Source organism: Photorhabdus akhurstii (assembly GCF_019090985.1).
Taxonomy (GTDB): domain Bacteria; phylum Pseudomonadota; class Gammaproteobacteria; order Enterobacterales; family Enterobacteriaceae; genus Photorhabdus; species Photorhabdus akhurstii.
The window spans coordinates 3,387,268-3,403,195 of record NZ_CP020335.1; the positions used below are offsets into that span (position 1 = coordinate 3,387,268).

28 protein-coding genes are annotated in these 15,928 nt (G+C 43.4%); 1 reads left to right on the forward strand and 27 read right to left on the reverse strand.

The annotated features are described in order from the left end of the window. The 20 genes from B0X70_RS14645 to B0X70_RS14740 form a co-directional block, all read right to left on the reverse strand. A complete protein-coding gene (locus tag B0X70_RS14645; protein WP_217469661.1) occupies nt 1-585 on the reverse strand; it encodes a hypothetical protein in 585 nt (194 codons plus the stop codon). Beyond that, a complete protein-coding gene (locus B0X70_RS14650) occupies nt 582-989 on the reverse strand; it encodes a DUF4054 domain-containing protein (protein ID WP_217469662.1) in 408 nt (135 codons plus the stop codon). The genes B0X70_RS14645 and B0X70_RS14650 overlap by 4 nt, the downstream gene beginning before the upstream one ends. Before the next feature lie 25 nt (nt 990-1,014). Next, nucleotides 1,015-1,359, reverse strand: coding sequence for a hypothetical protein (locus B0X70_RS14655; RefSeq protein ID WP_246593301.1), 345 nt, complete (start codon nt 1,357-1,359; stop codon nt 1,015-1,017). Then, complete coding sequence (locus tag B0X70_RS14660) at nt 1,359-2,294, reverse strand: DUF2184 domain-containing protein (protein ID WP_217469663.1); 936 nt, start codon at nt 2,292-2,294, stop codon at nt 1,359-1,361. The genes B0X70_RS14655 and B0X70_RS14660 overlap by 1 nt, the downstream gene beginning before the upstream one ends. Nucleotides 2,295-2,297: 3 nt before the next feature. After that, complete coding sequence (locus B0X70_RS14665) at nt 2,298-2,819, reverse strand: structural cement protein Gp24 (RefSeq protein ID WP_217469664.1); 522 nt, start codon at nt 2,817-2,819, stop codon at nt 2,298-2,300. Beyond that, entirely contained in the window at nt 2,819-4,012 is a 1,194-nt protein-coding gene (locus B0X70_RS14670; RefSeq protein ID WP_217469665.1) for a DUF2213 domain-containing protein, read from the reverse strand. Before B0X70_RS14670 ends, B0X70_RS14665 begins: the two co-directional genes overlap by 1 nt. Before the next feature lie 17 nt (nt 4,013-4,029). Then, entirely contained in the window at nt 4,030-4,923 is an 894-nt protein-coding gene (locus B0X70_RS14675; protein ID WP_246593302.1) for a putative phage head morphogenesis protein, read from the reverse strand. Continuing rightward, nucleotides 4,847-6,223 (reverse strand): phage portal protein, encoded by a 1,377-nt coding sequence (locus B0X70_RS14680; protein WP_217469666.1) that lies wholly within the window; start codon nt 6,221-6,223, stop codon nt 4,847-4,849. The genes B0X70_RS14675 and B0X70_RS14680 overlap by 77 nt, the downstream gene beginning before the upstream one ends. A 2-nt stretch (nt 6,224-6,225) precedes the next feature. Next, nucleotides 6,226-7,869 carry a phage terminase large subunit gene (terL, locus tag B0X70_RS14685; RefSeq protein ID WP_217469667.1) on the reverse strand — a complete coding sequence of 548 codons (1,644 nt, stop codon included), beginning with the start codon at nt 7,867-7,869 and terminating at the stop codon, nt 6,226-6,228. A gap of 19 nt (nt 7,870-7,888) precedes the next feature. Continuing rightward, a complete protein-coding gene (locus B0X70_RS14690) occupies nt 7,889-8,461 on the reverse strand; it encodes a terminase small subunit (protein ID WP_217469668.1) in 573 nt (190 codons plus the stop codon). Between the two features lie 46 nt (nt 8,462-8,507). Continuing rightward, nucleotides 8,508-8,753 carry a hypothetical protein gene (locus B0X70_RS14695; RefSeq protein WP_040154803.1) on the reverse strand — a complete coding sequence of 82 codons (246 nt, stop codon included), beginning with the start codon at nt 8,751-8,753 and terminating at the stop codon, nt 8,508-8,510. A 245-nt stretch (nt 8,754-8,998) separates the two neighbouring features. Then, nucleotides 8,999-9,196 (reverse strand): hypothetical protein, encoded by a 198-nt coding sequence (locus B0X70_RS14700; protein ID WP_217469669.1) that lies wholly within the window; start codon nt 9,194-9,196, stop codon nt 8,999-9,001. A gap of 87 nt (nt 9,197-9,283) precedes the next feature. Beyond that, nucleotides 9,284-9,676: a hypothetical protein gene (locus B0X70_RS14705; RefSeq protein WP_217469670.1), complete on the reverse strand. Its 393-nt coding sequence runs from the start codon at nt 9,674-9,676 to the stop codon at nt 9,284-9,286. Then, complete coding sequence (locus tag B0X70_RS14710; RefSeq protein WP_065822517.1) at nt 9,676-10,212, reverse strand: KilA-N domain-containing protein; 537 nt, start codon at nt 10,210-10,212, stop codon at nt 9,676-9,678. The genes B0X70_RS14705 and B0X70_RS14710 overlap by 1 nt, the downstream gene beginning before the upstream one ends. A 177-nt stretch (nt 10,213-10,389) precedes the next feature. After that, nucleotides 10,390-10,662 (reverse strand): hypothetical protein, encoded by a 273-nt coding sequence (locus B0X70_RS14715; protein WP_217469671.1) that lies wholly within the window; start codon nt 10,660-10,662, stop codon nt 10,390-10,392. Beyond that, nucleotides 10,659-11,120 (reverse strand): lysis protein, encoded by a 462-nt coding sequence (locus tag B0X70_RS14720; RefSeq protein WP_217469672.1) that lies wholly within the window; start codon nt 11,118-11,120, stop codon nt 10,659-10,661. Before B0X70_RS14720 ends, B0X70_RS14715 begins: the two co-directional genes overlap by 4 nt. Continuing rightward, a complete protein-coding gene (locus B0X70_RS14725) occupies nt 11,117-11,341 on the reverse strand; it encodes a hypothetical protein (protein WP_040154786.1) in 225 nt (74 codons plus the stop codon). The genes B0X70_RS14720 and B0X70_RS14725 overlap by 4 nt, the downstream gene beginning before the upstream one ends. 27 nt (nt 11,342-11,368) lie before the next feature. Next, nucleotides 11,369-11,794, reverse strand: a complete 426-nt coding sequence (locus B0X70_RS14730) for a lysozyme (protein WP_217469673.1) — start codon at nt 11,792-11,794, stop codon at nt 11,369-11,371. Then, nucleotides 11,781-12,116, reverse strand: coding sequence for a phage holin, lambda family (locus B0X70_RS14735; RefSeq protein ID WP_217469674.1), 336 nt, complete (start codon nt 12,114-12,116; stop codon nt 11,781-11,783). Before B0X70_RS14735 ends, B0X70_RS14730 begins: the two co-directional genes overlap by 14 nt. Nucleotides 12,117-12,205: 89 nt before the next feature. After that, nucleotides 12,206-12,724: a hypothetical protein gene (locus B0X70_RS14740; RefSeq protein ID WP_217469675.1), complete on the reverse strand. Its 519-nt coding sequence runs from the start codon at nt 12,722-12,724 to the stop codon at nt 12,206-12,208. Between the two features lie 161 nt (nt 12,725-12,885). Between B0X70_RS14740 and B0X70_RS14745 the strand changes: the two genes are divergently transcribed. Beyond that, nucleotides 12,886-13,119: a hypothetical protein gene (locus tag B0X70_RS14745; protein ID WP_040153682.1), complete on the forward strand. Its 234-nt coding sequence runs from the start codon at nt 12,886-12,888 to the stop codon at nt 13,117-13,119. Here B0X70_RS14745 and B0X70_RS14750 read toward each other — a convergent pair. From B0X70_RS14750 to B0X70_RS14780, 7 genes are all read right to left on the reverse strand, one after another. Further along, the gene (locus B0X70_RS14750) at nt 13,085-13,420 is read right to left on the reverse strand and encodes a hypothetical protein (protein WP_217469676.1); all 336 of its coding nucleotides are present in this window, start codon (nt 13,418-13,420) and stop codon (nt 13,085-13,087) included. The genes B0X70_RS14745 and B0X70_RS14750 overlap by 35 nt on opposite strands. A gap of 218 nt (nt 13,421-13,638) precedes the next feature. Then, nucleotides 13,639-14,127 (reverse strand): antiterminator Q family protein, encoded by a 489-nt coding sequence (locus tag B0X70_RS14755; protein ID WP_217471743.1) that lies wholly within the window; start codon nt 14,125-14,127, stop codon nt 13,639-13,641. A 118-nt stretch (nt 14,128-14,245) separates the two neighbouring features. Further along, the gene (locus B0X70_RS14760; RefSeq protein WP_217469677.1) at nt 14,246-14,845 is read right to left on the reverse strand and encodes a recombination protein NinG; all 600 of its coding nucleotides are present in this window, start codon (nt 14,843-14,845) and stop codon (nt 14,246-14,248) included. Continuing rightward, complete coding sequence (locus B0X70_RS14765; protein WP_217469678.1) at nt 14,817-15,008, reverse strand: NinE family protein; 192 nt, start codon at nt 15,006-15,008, stop codon at nt 14,817-14,819. The genes B0X70_RS14760 and B0X70_RS14765 overlap by 29 nt, the downstream gene beginning before the upstream one ends. Next, a complete protein-coding gene (locus tag B0X70_RS14770; protein WP_217469679.1) occupies nt 14,968-15,162 on the reverse strand; it encodes a ClpX C4-type zinc finger protein in 195 nt (64 codons plus the stop codon). The genes B0X70_RS14765 and B0X70_RS14770 overlap by 41 nt, the downstream gene beginning before the upstream one ends. After that, complete coding sequence (locus B0X70_RS14775) at nt 15,159-15,602, reverse strand: YbcN family protein (protein WP_217469680.1); 444 nt, start codon at nt 15,600-15,602, stop codon at nt 15,159-15,161. The genes B0X70_RS14770 and B0X70_RS14775 overlap by 4 nt, the downstream gene beginning before the upstream one ends. A 10-nt stretch (nt 15,603-15,612) precedes the next feature. Beyond that, the gene (locus B0X70_RS14780) at nt 15,613-15,927 is read right to left on the reverse strand and encodes a phage protein NinX family protein (protein WP_217469681.1); all 315 of its coding nucleotides are present in this window, start codon (nt 15,925-15,927) and stop codon (nt 15,613-15,615) included. Nucleotide 15,928 lies beyond the last annotated feature (1 nt).

Sequence of the window (15,928 nt, forward strand, 5' to 3'; positions counted from 1 at the left end):
TTAATCCTCTACAACATGTGTAATGGCGGCCCTCAGAATACCGTCATCAATCAACGGAGTAGATGATCCTTTGGCTTTCACTGTTGATTTTGCGTTTGCCGGTTCAATACCGGCTGAAATGGCTTCTTTGCAATACCCGGCAACTTTTGCACCGATTTGATCTAACATCTGGAATGCTGTTATATCGCCACGAGTGACTTGTTTTGTCAGTTTCATAAAAGCTTTCTTGATGTTGTCCTGATTTTGCCGAATGGGGACACGAAGAAATGAGCGTTCAGGTATGTTGATTGTGTGCGGCCCAGTGACCCCCATTTGCAGTAATCCTTGTCCATTTTTCAAAAAACGAACTTTCCCCTCTCTGGCAGATTTTTCATCCTTGTAGCCGTAGCTCGTACCGCCCGGGTGTTGAATAGTCGCACCAAATTCATTCACTGCCCCGATGACGACTAAAGGGGTACCATCTTGTTCACCAGAACCGGCAGGCAATCCCACCAGCACCCGCCGCTTAGATGTCACCCGGTCATGGATTTGGCGCAATTTCTGCGCCAGTTTATTTCCGCCTCGGACTTCTGCATTCAGCTTCATATCATCATTCCCCCCGTTCCAGCACGACGCCTTAAGCGAAGAAACTCAAGGCCGTAAGAAGTTAGTGGAAGATTGCCATTGATAATTAACTCATCAGAAGTGACAGAAGGAACAGCAAATGAAGTTGATTCATCACCCACTGATTTAGATGAAATAGCATAAGCCGCTCCCACGTCTCCATTCATAGCACGCTTGCGCATCACCAACTGATGAGCGGCAAACGCAAACATGCCACGTTTTTTAATAGACGCAGGACGAGCATTATATTTCAGCCACCGCTTACCTGTTTCTGAATCGCCCTCTTCAAGTGCCTGAATAACACTTTTATCAGACCATTCTTCAACGTTACTGAACTCCGGGTAGTACTCACGAAAATCAGTCACGATTTGCGCTGTAATTTCCACCTTTCCCCCTTAAAGCAAAAACCCGTCAATCTGACGGGTTATCGGCATTTTCTGACCGCGACGCTTGCTGTATTTCTTCACGCTTATCGTCAATGGCCTTTTGCAATGTAGATGCCTTTGCTGCTGCGGGAGCTTTCTTACCTATCAGAGTTTCATACTCCTCCCGCAGTGCGCCAATATCCTTGTCATCAGTATCAGCGTCATGGGTATCCAATACCTCTACACGCATCATCCCAGCCTGATGAAACAAGTGATCAATGAAATCACCATCAACAAGAACGGAATGCCCTACGTGGATGGTGATTCGTTTACCGTTTGCATCTGTCACTGTTAGCGGCGACGTGTGTAAGTTAGTTAACTCATTCATCATTACACCCCATCAACATAATGCCCAGCTTTGGGAATACGCCACTCAGTGCCACCGGTACGTAAAAGCGCAGGGACTTTGAAGTTAATATTGTCGGCAGTTGCAGGGGCAAGAAAACGCATCGGCATCACATCATGGCCTTTAACAACTCGCTTATCCTTCTTGTACACAGCCATGCGATCTTTGCCACCTGCCCCCACGCCGTTAAGTAAAATGTCATCATCAAAATCCATATCCCGGAAATTGGTACGCAAAAACTCAAGCAACGTGACATTTGAGGCGTTCTGAGTTGATAACAGCGTGCGCATCAGCAACTGCATTTGTTCGGGGGGTAGCACAAAAGTATTTGGACGATGAACAGTCATCGTATTGCTTAAATAAACCTGGCTATAAGCCGCGCCGAAGAAGTCAATGATCGGCTGCGTTCCCTTAGTTGGTATGTCAGCAATCAATGCTTGCAGTGTGGCTTTTGCTGCCTCTGTTGACACATTTTCACTAGTGTAAAGGCCCTCACCAATATCATCGTGGCCGAGTAAGTAGATCTTATTCAGCCCTTGCTCTACCACATCACGCACCGCTTGCCCGCGTTCAGCATCAAGACTGATATTGTTCTGCATGGCGAAGCCAATTTCTTCCAACGTGTAGGTATAACCCAGTGCCGCCATTTTAATTTCTTGAAAGCCCTGACTCATTGCAATGTCTACAGTGGGGACATCAGTAGAATTTGGTCCAAATACTTGCAGCTCACCGCGTGCATCTATCGAGCGGAAAGCCACGACCTTTATCCAGTCCGGCGCACTGTCATCAAGAGGTAACAGTGTATTGTATTTAAACTGCGGGTATTCCATACGATAGATTTCGGACTCAATATAGGCCGCTTGCTGAACCAAAAAAGACAATGCCGCTACGGGGCTGACGTCAAAAACACTTTTTCTCATGAATTATTTCCCTTCTACATAGACATTCAGAATGCCATCAACGCGAATTTCACCCACCTCACCGGCTTTCACGTTATCTACCCATCTCACTTGATTTAACACCAGTAGACCCGCCCCCATTCCCGTAGTCAGGCGACCTTGATCTGTACCTTCTTTCAAGATGACACTGACAACTTGTCCCGCCTCAGCGCCATCAACGCAAAGTACATGCATTGGCCCGCGGTGAAGTACAGACGCGATATGATTGACGTCATAGCCGACTTGGTAATTCGGCGGATTCGTCGGCATGCTGTTGCTAAATTCTGCTAATGTGCGAATAGTGAAACCGATAACCTGATCTGCTGTGGTTGTTGCTGAGACCGGGGCGCATGAGCGTTCTTTAGTGCCACGCACTACCGCACGGCCAAATGGGATCAAGCCAGTTTCGACGCGGCGAGAGATTGCTTCATAAACATCAATCGTTGAAACTTGCCCTTCGTACGCCTTGCCGCGGAACAGCGTAAAATTGTTTTGAGCAATAGCCATTATTTTTTCTCCGGTTGTTTACCATAACGTTTGTCCATCCACTCTTGCCGAGCGCTATCGCGCATAGATTGAGCATCAGTCGTCTTTGTTTTGCGCATGTCACGGCTGAAATTTTTCAGCGAATCATTAGCCTGTTGTTTTTCTTCTTCGGTCCCTTCGTCGTCCTCATCTTCCCGACGCTCTTCTTCTGCATCAAAATAAGCTGAAACGTATGTGTCCGGGGCTTTATCCCATGCAGTGTATTTGCGACATTTAATACCTGCCGCATCAAGTGCAGCGCGTTTGATTTTTAATGGATCGGTTGAGTCACAGTTAAAACCGGTACCCACAATTTTCATTGCAGCATCTCGCGCAGACATGACATCAGAGATACGTTTAGAGATTGAATCCTCAGAGGTTTTTTTCTTTAACTCCTCAATTTCTTCATCTTTAGCGTCAGCTTTGGCCTCTGCTTCTTCTTTTTCCTTTTCTGCCTCATCTTTGGCGGCTTCGGCCTTTTCTTTTTCTTCCTCTGCGTCTTTAACGCGTTTTTTCAGTCCATCGATGGTTGATTGGATCAACTGCTGAGTTGCTTCATCAGTGACTGTTGCGTGTACGCCAGAATCGAGTACAACTTTAAACATGGGTGTTACTCCGGTGGGTTTATGGTCAAATAATCGCGCGCGATGTCCAGCTCTCGCTCGGTCACATAGTGCTATGTGATTAATAGTGATATCGCGTTGAATAAATTCGTAGTGTGTCCCGTCTGGTGAAACGCCAGACGATTTTTCATATTCAGATGTGTATCCTGCGGATAATTCCGCCTTACCTCCGTTTATTGCGTTGATTGCCGCTTGATCTTTGATAAGTAAATCAACGACAACATAATCATCGTCTTGTCTTCCCGAAGAAATTGCATGCCCTGCTGTGACTTGCTTAAATGAATTGGAATCAACAAGCTCTCCAGGGTGATCAATTGTGACATCCACATTGTCATAACTACCCAAGCTCGATTGAGAAAATACTTCCTCATACGGGCGATAAACATTAACAATTTGACCGGGTGGCCTATCCGTCAATCCCAGTTCGGACGCTAGATATTGCTGTATACCGACGCGAGCAACCCTGCCAGGGACTTTTAAATAACCCTCTGGCGTGATTTCACGTTGTGAATTGACAGGGTAAGACACGCGATCACATACAGTAATCCGCATGTAATAATCCTATTTAATTAGTAATCAAGACCCTTGATTAATGGAGTGCCATTACAGCGACATTTAACATGTGCTCTACCGGGGAATAGTCCTGTTTCACCTGCATAGCTAGCACCACGCGACCAAAGATAGACCCCCCGGCCATGACCAACATCAGCACGGGCTATCATGAAGCATTTAATTTTTGCATTGGGATACTTGCCAGCCGGATTACCAGACACTCTTACATCTTGCGAAGTGTCCCACCGAAAACGATCAATGCCGGCTGATTGCTGACGCTTGCGTGTAATATCACTGTGTATTTTTAGCGCTTGATCACTAGCTATTAAACGTGCTCGCTTATATGTCGCCCCGGTCACTGACTGGATATTTCGAACAATGTTAGTCAATGAATCACCGCGCAAAATACCCTCCATCACTTCACGCTGAATATCGTCAAAATAATCAGATGATAGCGATTTAATTAATGCAACATTGCTCTCAACCGATGCATCAAAATAATCAACAAGCGACTCATTGATCATTAACCCAGTCATATCGATACCGATAGCCCGGTTAATTTGTTCAACAAAAGCTTCTGAACTTTCAGACTCAGCACGACTGACAACTCGTTGCGCTAATCGCTCTGCCTGTTGTCCAAATGCTGAATTGAAAAACAACTCTGATGCTTGCCTGATGGCCTCTTTGATAATGTCAGTGAGATAGCTGTCAGCAGTATAACTGCGCCTGAGAACTGGCGTTAGCGCCTCATCGACCGCTTGCGCCATCTGTCTAACAATTTCACGCAATTGTGCACAGTAATAACGTTCGGTTTTGTCAGACGGCTTAATAGGTCTAATTGACGCTCTGCGCCTGACCGGTGTTTTCTTTATCAGATCCTGCAAGGTCTCCAAGCTTGAACTGATAATCACCGGCCCGTTCTGCTTCTTCGTCGCTAACAAGTTCGTCGATGTCAGATTCTGCAATACCATAAACACCCTGCTCCATTAACTTTCGAGCCACTTGTGATGGCTTAACTACTCGCTGATTTAGCCGAATATCATCAGCTTGTGCGTCAGCCAGCCGCTGAGTTGACAATTCCGTATCTGTCGGCTGTGAAAGTGGTGCAAATTCAAAGTCAATCCCGTCTGGATATGCACCCAACGTAGAGCGAACAAGTACCTCATCAATCCTTTTTAGGAATGGCCGATATTGCGTCTCCTGACTGCCCCGAATTGTATTGTAGTAGTTATCCATATCGCCTTTGCCAGAATCACCCAGCCCTTTAGCTTGAATGCCGAATAATCGTGTCATTGGGATACCTGTAGCACCAGAGGTCCATTCCATCAATACATACAAAACTTCGGCCAACCCGCCGAATGAGATTTGTTTCCTGTCCAGCACTTCATCGGCATCAAGCAATGCAATTCTGAACAAAGATTTCATCATGCCAAATGTGTTCCAGCGTTTAGCTATAGCCTCATCCATGTCACCCGATGATAACTCTGTAGCGAGGTTCTCCCGATTGATTGTGTCAATATTGGCTTCCTGAATCAGAGAAGCGATCCCGCCTTTTGCAGAAGCGGCATCTTTGACATCTTCCATACAACGCCGCAATCTACTGTCATCCCAACCGCCATTAATCATACGTAAGCGCATTGGCAATGCAGCCCCCGGCGCTCTGACAAAATGACTGTAATGAATTTGCTGTGTACCCCCATTAACGACGTAATAGTCAGGCTGCATATAATTATCTGCCAAGGGATTTGTCACATTATATTGCTGGCCGTTAATAAACATGCGATCAAGAACTAGCAGGCGCTTAAGCGAACCTTTTTTAATTCTGTTTAATTCGAACGGCTTATCAAGCGGCTGATCTGTCATCATGAGCACACCGGCCCCACCGTATACACCAGCCCACTTAAATGCTTCTTGCGTTATTCCCTGAACATTAAATAGATTCTCAGCATTACGAATAGCTGTAGCCTCATCAGATGAAAACGAACGCCATTCGCGAGTAGCATCATCAACGGGAATATCGACAATCGAGCGAGCTATCCAGTTCTCAATATAAGCCGCCTCCAGTTCAGCGAAATCTTGCATCATGCCAAACATAAAACGGTTATACATGCGTCTGTCGCGGTCTGTACCCATTCCGGTCATGACGTTAGTTATCCCGTCAGCTGTCAGGCGAATCCGTGGCTTACCGCCGAACTCCAATTTATCCATCATCATTAAACCCATTTGTCATAACTGATAGTTGTTCCAGTAATTAATTCAATCTCGACTGCATCCATGATCGTATCGAGAATGTCATCATTTTTATGGCTATCGTCTGCTGAAAAATCAGCGCATTCAGCCAGTGCGGGCATTACCCAGTCAGTAGATGCGGCAATCGCACCATCTGCGTAATAAACTTGTTCAATTTTTTGCCCGTCATCAGTCATCAGTGCCGGGATGAATACTTTCCCGGTTTTCATTTGAGGGATACTGTTCAAGCAGCGAATTAGTTTGTTTTGGCCCGCGCCGCGAGGGATTTCCAAGACGGGAATACTTCGACGTTTTTTCAGCGTGGTAATGAGTCCTTGCCCGGCTTGCTTATCCTCAATACCCATATGACGCAATGGGGCTGGCCGTCTTCTGTCGTAGGGTTTCCACTTATCCCATAACTCCGTTGCGGTTTTTAACAGATCTTCCGGGTCCCACTTGCCGCGAACGCTATCAATGATGTAAAGATTGCCATCAATCCCCATTCCAACTAACGTAAACACGGTATAGTCGTTATAGTCTTCCACCTTGCCAGAGTTTGTATCGACATAGACAGCGCGGTGAGTAAGTTGCGGCAAATGTGCGTAACGTTTAAACCAGTCCGTATCAATCAGATTTCCCGTCAATGAGCGTGGCCGCTGCATATATTGAGAAAGAAACGTGTATTCGTCACTTTCCCAAAGTTTTAATAAATCACCAATATACTCATTTTGAGGCCAGTACGACCAATAACGAACGCCACCAACCACAACACTTTCAGAATTTTTAACTCCGAACCAGCACAAAGATCGCCACGGCTCAGGTAATAATTCTATATATTGTTCATCAACCAAAGCAGGGATCGCTACATGATGAAAATCAACTCCCATTCTCCCATCTAGCATGAAACCTGTAGCATCGTCGGTATGCAATCGCTGCTGAATGGAAACAAACGGCGTCGGATGATCCTTACTCTTATCTCCGCGCCTAGAACGTATTGTGTTAACAAGCATTCGGTTTGCATTATCACGCCGTGATGCTGAAAACATATCTTCCGGCTTGTTGTAATCATCCAGACAAACAAAGCCCGAAAAATCCTCCCCCGGATAACCAGCACGACCACCAGTAATTTGACCACAACTTGAGCGAGATACAGTCTGACCAACTGAGCGCCCTTTCTGATCGATTACCTCCCATTCTTCCGCCTGATTGACACCAAAACCACAAGGCCACAATTCCTGGTATTCACGGCTAGCGATAATGTCACGCGTTCTGCGAGAATTACGCTTAACCAATGTATCGGCAAATGAAATATTCAGATTTCTAAATCTTCGCAATCGTCGAGTTTGAACCAGCGTATTTATGTATGCAGGCAGATGAACAGAGAAGAATTCAGTTTTTGTCCCGCCCGGTGGAATATTGACTATGAGGTTTCTGGGGTTGAGTTTTCCACTGATTAAATCATCAATTTTGCTAGACATCAGCTTGTGATGCCAGTTAACCATCATTCGTTCACCCTGCAACAATTCAAACCATAACCGAGTAAAATTGAGGAATGATTTTTCGGATTTAGATTTCAGCGCAACCCGACCAGGGAAATTCAGATTTTCCCATTCGAGCAAATCACTCATAATCCAATCCTGTTGTTATCTAATCCAAATCGGGAAGAATATTTTCTAATGCTTGTTGTGCCTTAATGTAATCTTCCGACGTGTAATGAATATTGATTGCCCCGCCATCTTTACCCGTCAGCTCGGTCTTAACATTCTCACGGAACGCTTGAACGCTTACATGCTTACCAAGCAACTCCAAATTTTTAACTTTATCCGGCCATTTAATTTTTTTGAGAATAGTTTCTTCTGTGCTTTCATCGCTGTCATGAATCGTCGTTGAAATATCGAAGCCTGATAATGTTGTACGCCATGACTTAGGCCACTCACTTATTGCTTTTAATCTGCCATCGTCATCAATGATGTCTAGTACGTCCATTTTGTCGATTTCGACTAAGCGTTTAAGCACGTATTCAGCATCGACTTTAACCACTTCATTACGATCTGACTTTAGTTCTGAAATCCGTTTTTGAATGTCAAGTTTTGACAATAATTGAGCTGCAATTCTGTTTGCGGTTTTATCACTGTACCCCGCACGAATAGCTGCCTGTGTGGCGTTCAAATCGACGAGGTACTCGCGACAAAACATTTCCTGCTTGTCTGTGAGTGCCATCTCTTTCCCTTAAATAAAAAAGGCCGCCAAAGCGACCTGCAATAATTTAATATATCGACTTAAGCGGCGGATCTGTTTCCGAAATCGCTAAACTAATCTCAGACGAGTTTAACTCTCCATCTGTTGCAATCATGTAATATTTACCGTCAGTCTCATTTATCCAGTAGTGAATAGGGATTCCAACGCGTAAATAATCTTCCGGTGTTAGTCTTAAATATTCGTCTTCCGTTGTAAAAGTATACCGCTTACCGTGATCGACACCACCAACAACTAAACAATCGAAACTTTTCATATTAACCTCGTCTCGTTAATCGTCATTAAATACTCGGCAGGCGGTGACGAAATCCGCTTTTCGGGGGCGACCCTAGCCGAGTATTGTATATTACATCAGCAAACGGAAGCAGTTAGAACCCTTTCCACCCCTGAAACAGTTGTAATCAGAACTTTATGCTAAAAAGTCGGTATCCACTCGCTGGGCGCCCATAAAGAAATCACTACTATCGAGCACTCTGTCAGCAGAATGCTCTGAATTAGTGACTAGTCTTCATCTGCTGATGAAATCTCATCTTCATCAAACCAGCCTTCTGCCGCCCGGCCGTCAGAGGCACGATAGCTGATCCAATAGTTATTGATGTGATTTATATACTCAGCACGGCCTTTCACTTCACCCACTTCAATGCTGATGTTGATTTTGACCGCCTGGCCTAATTGATATTTGAAAACTTTAGTACTCATACCTACCTCTTTGTAGAATGTTATAAATCGAGATTTGGGCTTGACTGAGCTATATTTACTCGCCCATGCCTTAGCAATATGCAGAATTCATACGGGTTCCCACTCGGTCGGTAGCTGATAGCGCCCGCTTTCTTCTCTGACGCCAATATCAATCAGCATCATCCCGAATTCATGCAGGAAGGCATTCATGTATCGTTTGCCACGCCGGTTAAGCTCTGGAGCAACACCGCCAATAAATATGACTCGCTCATCAGCCTTTTGAAAGAAAGGCTCAAGTAGCTTGTAGTAAAACCGCGCCTGACTATCAGGTTTGAGTTTTTCGCTTAGCCTGCCATCAAGCAGCCCGGCAATGAAATGCTGGTTTACCTGTATATCGCCAAATAAATGACGATATACCAGGCTCTGATTAACCTTCATCAAGTGGTAGCAATACGCCTCAGCAACACGCCAGCAGAAAAATTCATGGGTTGGCATATCCATTATTTCATCTCCACCAAACCAGGAATAGAAACCTGAATTTCTTTAGCTAGCAGCTCCCTTTCTGATTCGATTTTATGCTTCTCGCCACCCACGCCCCACTTGTTCATTATTCTCGCTGCTGTACTCACTTTCCGTTTCTTACTTTGATATTCAAGCTCAAGCCGGTTTGCCTGCGCAAATTTACCCAGATGGCCGAGAATAAAAGCACGGAATGTTTGATAAACTTTCACTTCGAAAGCCGGGGAAAGCCAGGCAGCATAACGAAGAGCAATAAGCTCATGTGCCCATGTACCGCGATAAGCGCCACCACGAATAACATCAAGTATTTGATTTTGTTCCAAAGTGTTTTTTAGCACTTTGGAAACTTCATCTATAAATGCCTGAATTCCATCAGAAGAAAGAAACTGACTAGGCACCTGCCATTTTTGCGCTAAGCCTCCCGCTATTGCTGCCTTATGCAGGTCATTAAGGTTATAGGTGCCATACTCATTACTACGAACTTGAATGTTTTCAATTACGATAGTTGGGTAATTCATGATGCTTATCCTTACTTAGGTAATGAACCTTTGCCGCATAGGAAATCAGCCCGTCGAAGTGCATCAGCTATAGCTGAGTCCTCAAAGGCTCATTCCTAAATAAAGGCTCGACGTTTGGGTTGCGCTGCGGTGCGCGGTGAAATACGGATATAAAAAAGCCCCAGATAACTGAGGCTGTTACTGACACTGCGTTCTAAAATGATTCTCTATTGCTTCACTCATGCGTCGCATCCAGTCTGCGAGCTTTAAAGCAGCTTCTTTCTCCGATTCTAATTCCGCAAAATCAGTAAATTCCATTTTTGGGGTATATCTACCGAATCGGTCTTTTTCAATAACAAGAATTTGTTCGAGAATTGTTTTTGAATTTGTATGTGATACGTAGTATTTACTGAGTTGCGTTTTCTCTTCTCTGTTTTTTTCAAAGTAAATCAAGTCAACTTCCGTTTTCATTTCTTCACCTGCTGGCACTGAGTTTTAATATACTCTTGCAAGTACTTAGTTTGCTGTTCGTTTTCCGCCATCATTCGGAGGAGATCGTAATAATCTTGCTGAGCTGTTTCTGTAAACTGTGGGGTTCCTGCATTGACCATGCCGCGGGAGGAACCGGCTTTGCCTTGATTACAGGTGGCCGCGATGCGCAACCGGCGATGACCAGCGGCAACATCATTGCGAAGCACATCAATTTCAGATTTCGCATGAGCAAGTTCCTGCGTGTGTTTAATGTCTAACTCATTCAACATAGTGATGTGAGAGTTCTGATAGTCGATAGTGTCTGTGAGTTGCTGAATGTCTTCTTGCTGCTGCTTTGTAACACGTTGCTCTCTCTGTAACTCAGAGTGATAGTAATACGCTGTCAGTGAAATAACGATTAACGCGAGTATCGTGTAGTAGTGAGCGTTGAATTTCATGACCGTCTGCCAACAAATTGATTGTATTTCTCGTTTAAAAAAGAGAATCCAAAAACAATTGGCATAAGAATAATCAGTAGCGGCCACAGGAATGACATAAACAAAATGACCCCAAACTCCTCAGGATCATTAGCTCGTTTTTCTATCAATGTAAAAATAATAAATGCCGCAATAACACCGACAAAATAAATTACCGGAACCAGAATCTGAATAATGCTCATCACTCTTCCTTATAGTTCTGTTGAATTTCATGATAAAAACATCGTTCTCTCAGAAGCCCGGCGAGCATCCAAACCCGGCAATACACGCCCACCAGCTTTATTCCACTCTATGAACTGATTTGCAGCCCCTTTGTAGTCACCCGCATTGAGTTTCTTGAGCAATGTTGAGCGGACGAAAGCACCAGTGCCACAGTTGAAGATAAAAGAACAAAGCGCATCAAACTGGCCTTGTGTCAGTGATACTTTAACGTTTGATTTAATCGTGAGATAAACCGGGGCTAAGTCTTCTAGTAGAAACTGTTCGGCTTGTTTATCTGTAACCACATCACCGGGTTTAACCCCGCGAGTATGACCGTAGCCAATTGTCCAAACACCCGCAGGGCAACGATATGCTGTTAAGCTGAGACCTTCATAGGCTTTCAGCTTACTAAGTCCTTTCTCACTGATTTGCATCAGATACCCCCGCTTTATTACGCAAAGTCCCACGCATCAACTGGCCGAAAAAGTCAGTACCGAGATAACCAATAATCACACTGCCGATATAAGCCAGGTCGGTACTCATATTTAAAAAGACCAATAAGTCACGAATAAACCAAGCAATTAAAGCGCACATCATCGCGTCAATAATTGTCTTCCAAAACTTACCGCCGTTATATCGACCTCTGAGATACGCCATTGTTGCAGCCAGTGCCGCGCCTAAACCTTGTTCTTTGACTGACAGCAGCCACAGCCATAGCTGCATCCAGATGTCTGGTTGCTTGTCCATGAGTTTCATATTTCCACCCCCGTTGGGGATTGATACCCCGTTAAACGGGTGTGAAAAGAAAAAGGCCGCTTATGCGACCTTGATAATTCTGAAAATTATTAATCCAACTCAGGATCATCTAATCCTGCATGGATAACTGTCTTGATTGCCGAAGTCACTTCAAAAAACCTGTCTGTCACAGTGCCTTTTGGAATAGTGAACTCATGAGCGCCATTTGCCACACTGACATGCAAGAGTGAATTTGCATACCATAGTGATATTGCAACATAATACCAATCACCCACACACAGCGTGTCATTTACCATCGTCCCCATTTGAAAATTAAGCCTATAATCCTCATCCAATTGAACTACATGCGCAGGACGATATTCAAGATCCCCTTGTTGATTTATGATGCAAGAACGTACATATGGCTGCTCTACACCCTCTTTATCTTTCCACGATGATGCAGGGAGATCTAAGGATTTATAATATTCTTTCATTAAATCCTGAGCATCACTTTGAAGAAGCTCTTTTCTGGCTTTGTATTTCTCTTGTAGCAGTTTGTGCTGAGAGCGAATATCAGAATAAGTAATTGACATGCCTTTCTCCATAGATTCCTGATGACGAACCAGCATGATTACCACCTTTAATGAAAAATTACTATGACATACATAGAAAAAAGGCCGCGTCAGATCGCAGCCTTCGTAATCAATTGAATTCATTCCGTTATGGAAATTCCCTTATCTGCTATCATTAAATCTCGATAAGTAACCATAGCTAATAGGGAGAGGCATTAATGAGTAAAGCAATTAACGAAGCTGTTCGTGAACTGGAAATCAGCATTACAGCTACAGAGCGGATTGTGATTGCAATGTTACAACTGCTTTCACCCGTACAAAAAGATGCCCTGAAAGATATTCTCTTTTCAGAATGTCAAATAGCCTCTGAAACAATTCCTATAGATAACGAACAACTAATCAGAAGAGAAAAACAAATCACTGAGAAGATCCATACTCTTCTGCAAGTCTGAGTATAAGTTCCTGACGTTTTTTCTCCTGCTCAATAAATCCCCCCCACTTGCCATTAGGGTGAGGGGTGTTTACTGCTTCCAAAAACGCTTTGCGGACACAATCTCCACTCTCATTTTCATCATCACATTCGTCAGATACGCCGGTATAGCACTCCATTGCGACAAACGCAGCGGCAACGGCCTCGCCTACAAATGTTGCGTCAATATCACTCAGTCCATCAGGTACCATTTGCGCCAAAATAGTAATGAGTGCTAATCGCGCCTGTTCTTGGGATTCTGGAGATAGTTTGCCAAAGCTCATTCTTGACCTCTCGACAGTAATAAAGAAAAAAGCCACGCCATGCGCAGCCTGAAATAGATGCCACACCAGCCATTATCTGAGAACGGGGGATGTGGGCTTTATATATGAAAAAACTCGCAGAATAGCAAGGCTTGGGATTTGATTAATCCACTTAAGAAACAACTAAGGCGAGCTTATATCAATATGATTGCTCATTTGCTCTTTCGTGTCAACAAGAACTAAGCAAGTTTTTTAATTTTCTCTACACGTTTACGACTTTTAAACGCATTTTCCAGAGGAAAGAAGATCATCCATTGACTAGCTTTCAGTATTCCGTCAATTTCACGTCGGCATGTACTCATTGACGGGCGTTTTAGCCTATCCCCTCCCCTTGTTTTCATTTTGCGAGGATTTGCGTTTCTATGGTAGTAAGATGCTATTGCGTACTTTGTTAAACCGTGAGCGTAGTAACTAAGAAGTATTCCATAGGCTTTAGTGTCAATGTACATAACGGAATCGACGACCTGAGAAATCAGCATTCCATCATCATCATTACACACCGGTCTGTCTCGATTTTCTCGGGGTTCTACGCTCACCATGAATTTATAAATCATGTTCATCTGGCGCTTATCAATCCGGCCACTATAAACCCATCCCCCCCATAAACTTAACCAGCTATCAATCCAGTCGTGTTGCTCTTTAGTGAGTTCATAATTTCTTATTCCCATCATCTTACCCCCGGAGAACCGAATGACTTTTAGTGAGCCATATTTGCATTGCAGAACTGCAAATGACTTGCCTGTAATACCACTCCTGAAGCGAGCCTCTTCTATCGCCGCTGATATATCAGTGAAGATTGTCATTACTTAATCTCCTGAGTTTATCTTTGTAATAATCTCGGATCTGCTCGTAATCATCACGTTTCCATTTCTGCAAAGTATGATGAGACATCAATCTGTCGAATCGCTCTTGCCCAATTTTTTCAATCAGACAAAGTTTATAATTAATGATATTTCCTGATAAGTAGTTATTACATGCAGAGCATTGTTTGTGACAATTATCTTCATCAAATCTCAGCTCTGGATGAGCCTTAATTGTTAGATAATGCCCTGCGTGATATTGCCCCTCATGAAATCTCTCACAACTAATACATGGCTGTTCTTTATCTCTTTCTCTGATAAACGCATTAAATGCTTGCTGTGCTTGACTCTTAAAATAAGAGAGAGGCTTTACTGCTAATCGACGTGCTTTAAGTTTATCTTTCTTCTCTGCTAATTCTTGCTGCTGTTTCTTTTTAAGTTCCCGCTCTGCTTTCTCTCTGTCTCTGTTTCTTTTTCTGATTGCTAATTCCGCTCCGTGATCCGGGTTACACCAATATATATTTGGATATTTCGGTATAAACCACTCGCAGCATATTTTACACTTTCTCCTTGATGGCTTTTTCATTTCTATTTCTCCGTCTGTCCCACTTTGATTTCAATAGTTCATGAACGTAATCAAACGTTTTAACTTCGGATTCCGCGGGAACTGGTTTTGATTTTTTATTTGATGGAATGTTATAGATTAGATTATTGATGACTCGCTGAGTCTGTGATGTTTTCTGACTCATTTAATTTATTTCCATCTTTCAATATTAACGTCCCAATACAACGAAGAACGCAACTATCGCAAATATCACTGTTATTCATTCCTGAAACTATTGCATTTACTTCATCTTGCGATTTACCGCAGAAATTACACCAGTGTTTATTACCTGCTATCATTTATCTTGCTCCTGTTTTAATTTCATATATTGCGAGTTATTTGGAATAGTCACTAAGCAACCAATATCAAAGGCCCATTTTTCTACTTGCGTCATGAAATAAAACATTTCACCCGTATCTAATTTTGAAGTCTTTCTCAGAGTCCTGATGCGCTCTGTAAGCTGCGTAGTGAGATCAATAGCTTCTATGACCTCATAACCCAAGAATGTATGTTTAAGTGCCTCTTTAACATCCTCCGGCGTTAATTTGGCATTATTCTTATTCAGATAACGACTTATCTCACCGCACCACATATGAAACGTGGAATTCTGTGGAATTGATCGAATATCTTTCCACGGCTTAATAATAATTCGATGCGGCTGTTTCGTTTGAAGAGTTTCTTTCAATATTTCCCATGCCTGAGATTTATTTGATTCATGAAAACAAAAATCAGCTTCCATTTATCCCCCATTATTTATTCTCTAATAGCTCATCAGGAATTTCTATCTCATCATCTAGTTTAGCTATCATCGAACGGCATATCGCTTCTTTTGCTGTACTGCCTTTCACTACATCAAACCCCGGTCTGTCTGCTACCCAGTGATCGCCTCGCTCAATAACGCTGATGAAATATTCATCTATCAGTTGACCGCATTCGCTCCACGTTGTTGAATAATAAGGTATGTTGTAAAGATTATTATTCAAATACTCTACACTCCAACCATCACAAATAGCAACAGCATAATCTAGCGCACGGCCTGTTAAATTTTCTATTTTCATTTTCATA

Excerpts from the sequence above, each read along its gene's own strand:
- B0X70_RS14710 (WP_065822517.1), bottom strand. The coding sequence starts at position 10,212 with ATGAATTACCCAACTATCGTAATTGAAAACATTCAAGTTCGTAGTAAT.
- B0X70_RS14770 (WP_217469679.1), bottom strand. The coding sequence starts at position 15,162 with ATGATAGCAGGTAATAAACACTGGTGTAATTTCTGCGGTAAATCGCAA.
- B0X70_RS14645 (WP_217469661.1), bottom strand. The coding sequence starts at position 585 with ATGAAGCTGAATGCAGAAGTCCGAGGCGGAAATAAACTGGCGCAGAAA.
- B0X70_RS14665 (WP_217469664.1), bottom strand. The coding sequence starts at position 2,819 with ATGGCTATTGCTCAAAACAATTTTACGCTGTTCCGCGGCAAGGCGTAC.
- B0X70_RS14730 (WP_217469673.1), bottom strand. The coding sequence starts at position 11,794 with ATGCAAATCAGTGAGAAAGGACTTAGTAAGCTGAAAGCCTATGAAGGT.
- B0X70_RS14745 (WP_040153682.1), top strand. The coding sequence starts at position 12,886 with ATGAGTAAAGCAATTAACGAAGCTGTTCGTGAACTGGAAATCAGCATT.
- B0X70_RS14690 (WP_217469668.1), bottom strand. The coding sequence starts at position 8,461 with ATGGCACTCACAGACAAGCAGGAAATGTTTTGTCGCGAGTACCTCGTC.
- B0X70_RS14740 (WP_217469675.1), bottom strand. The coding sequence starts at position 12,724 with ATGCTGGTTCGTCATCAGGAATCTATGGAGAAAGGCATGTCAATTACT.
- B0X70_RS14755 (WP_217471743.1), bottom strand. The coding sequence starts at position 14,127 with ATGGGAATAAGAAATTATGAACTCACTAAAGAGCAACACGACTGGATT.
- B0X70_RS14715 (WP_217469671.1), bottom strand. The coding sequence starts at position 10,662 with ATGAAAACGGAAGTTGACTTGATTTACTTTGAAAAAAACAGAGAAGAG.
- B0X70_RS14775 (WP_217469680.1), bottom strand. The coding sequence starts at position 15,602 with ATGGAAGCTGATTTTTGTTTTCATGAATCAAATAAATCTCAGGCATGG.
- B0X70_RS14655 (WP_246593301.1), bottom strand. The coding sequence starts at position 1,359 with ATGATGAATGAGTTAACTAACTTACACACGTCGCCGCTAACAGTGACA.
- B0X70_RS14780 (WP_217469681.1), bottom strand. The coding sequence starts at position 15,927 with ATGAAAATGAAAATAGAAAATTTAACAGGCCGTGCGCTAGATTATGCT.
- B0X70_RS14660 (WP_217469663.1), bottom strand. The coding sequence starts at position 2,294 with ATGAGAAAAAGTGTTTTTGACGTCAGCCCCGTAGCGGCATTGTCTTTT.
- B0X70_RS14705 (WP_217469670.1), bottom strand. The coding sequence starts at position 9,676 with ATGGATATGCCAACCCATGAATTTTTCTGCTGGCGTGTTGCTGAGGCG.
- B0X70_RS14700 (WP_217469669.1), bottom strand. The coding sequence starts at position 9,196 with ATGAGTACTAAAGTTTTCAAATATCAATTAGGCCAGGCGGTCAAAATC.
- B0X70_RS14750 (WP_217469676.1), bottom strand. The coding sequence starts at position 13,420 with ATGAGCTTTGGCAAACTATCTCCAGAATCCCAAGAACAGGCGCGATTA.
- B0X70_RS14765 (WP_217469678.1), bottom strand. The coding sequence starts at position 15,008 with ATGAGTCAGAAAACATCACAGACTCAGCGAGTCATCAATAATCTAATC.
- B0X70_RS14695 (WP_040154803.1), bottom strand. The coding sequence starts at position 8,753 with ATGAAAAGTTTCGATTGTTTAGTTGTTGGTGGTGTCGATCACGGTAAG.
- terL (WP_217469667.1), bottom strand. The coding sequence starts at position 7,869 with ATGAGTGATTTGCTCGAATGGGAAAATCTGAATTTCCCTGGTCGGGTT.
- B0X70_RS14720 (WP_217469672.1), bottom strand. The coding sequence starts at position 11,120 with ATGAAATTCAACGCTCACTACTACACGATACTCGCGTTAATCGTTATT.
- B0X70_RS14760 (WP_217469677.1), bottom strand. The coding sequence starts at position 14,845 with ATGAAAAAGCCATCAAGGAGAAAGTGTAAAATATGCTGCGAGTGGTTT.
- B0X70_RS14735 (WP_217469674.1), bottom strand. The coding sequence starts at position 12,116 with ATGAAACTCATGGACAAGCAACCAGACATCTGGATGCAGCTATGGCTG.
- B0X70_RS14680 (WP_217469666.1), bottom strand. The coding sequence starts at position 6,223 with ATGATGGATAAATTGGAGTTCGGCGGTAAGCCACGGATTCGCCTGACA.
- B0X70_RS14670 (WP_217469665.1), bottom strand. The coding sequence starts at position 4,012 with ATGCGGATTACTGTATGTGATCGCGTGTCTTACCCTGTCAATTCACAA.
- B0X70_RS14725 (WP_040154786.1), bottom strand. The coding sequence starts at position 11,341 with ATGAGCATTATTCAGATTCTGGTTCCGGTAATTTATTTTGTCGGTGTT.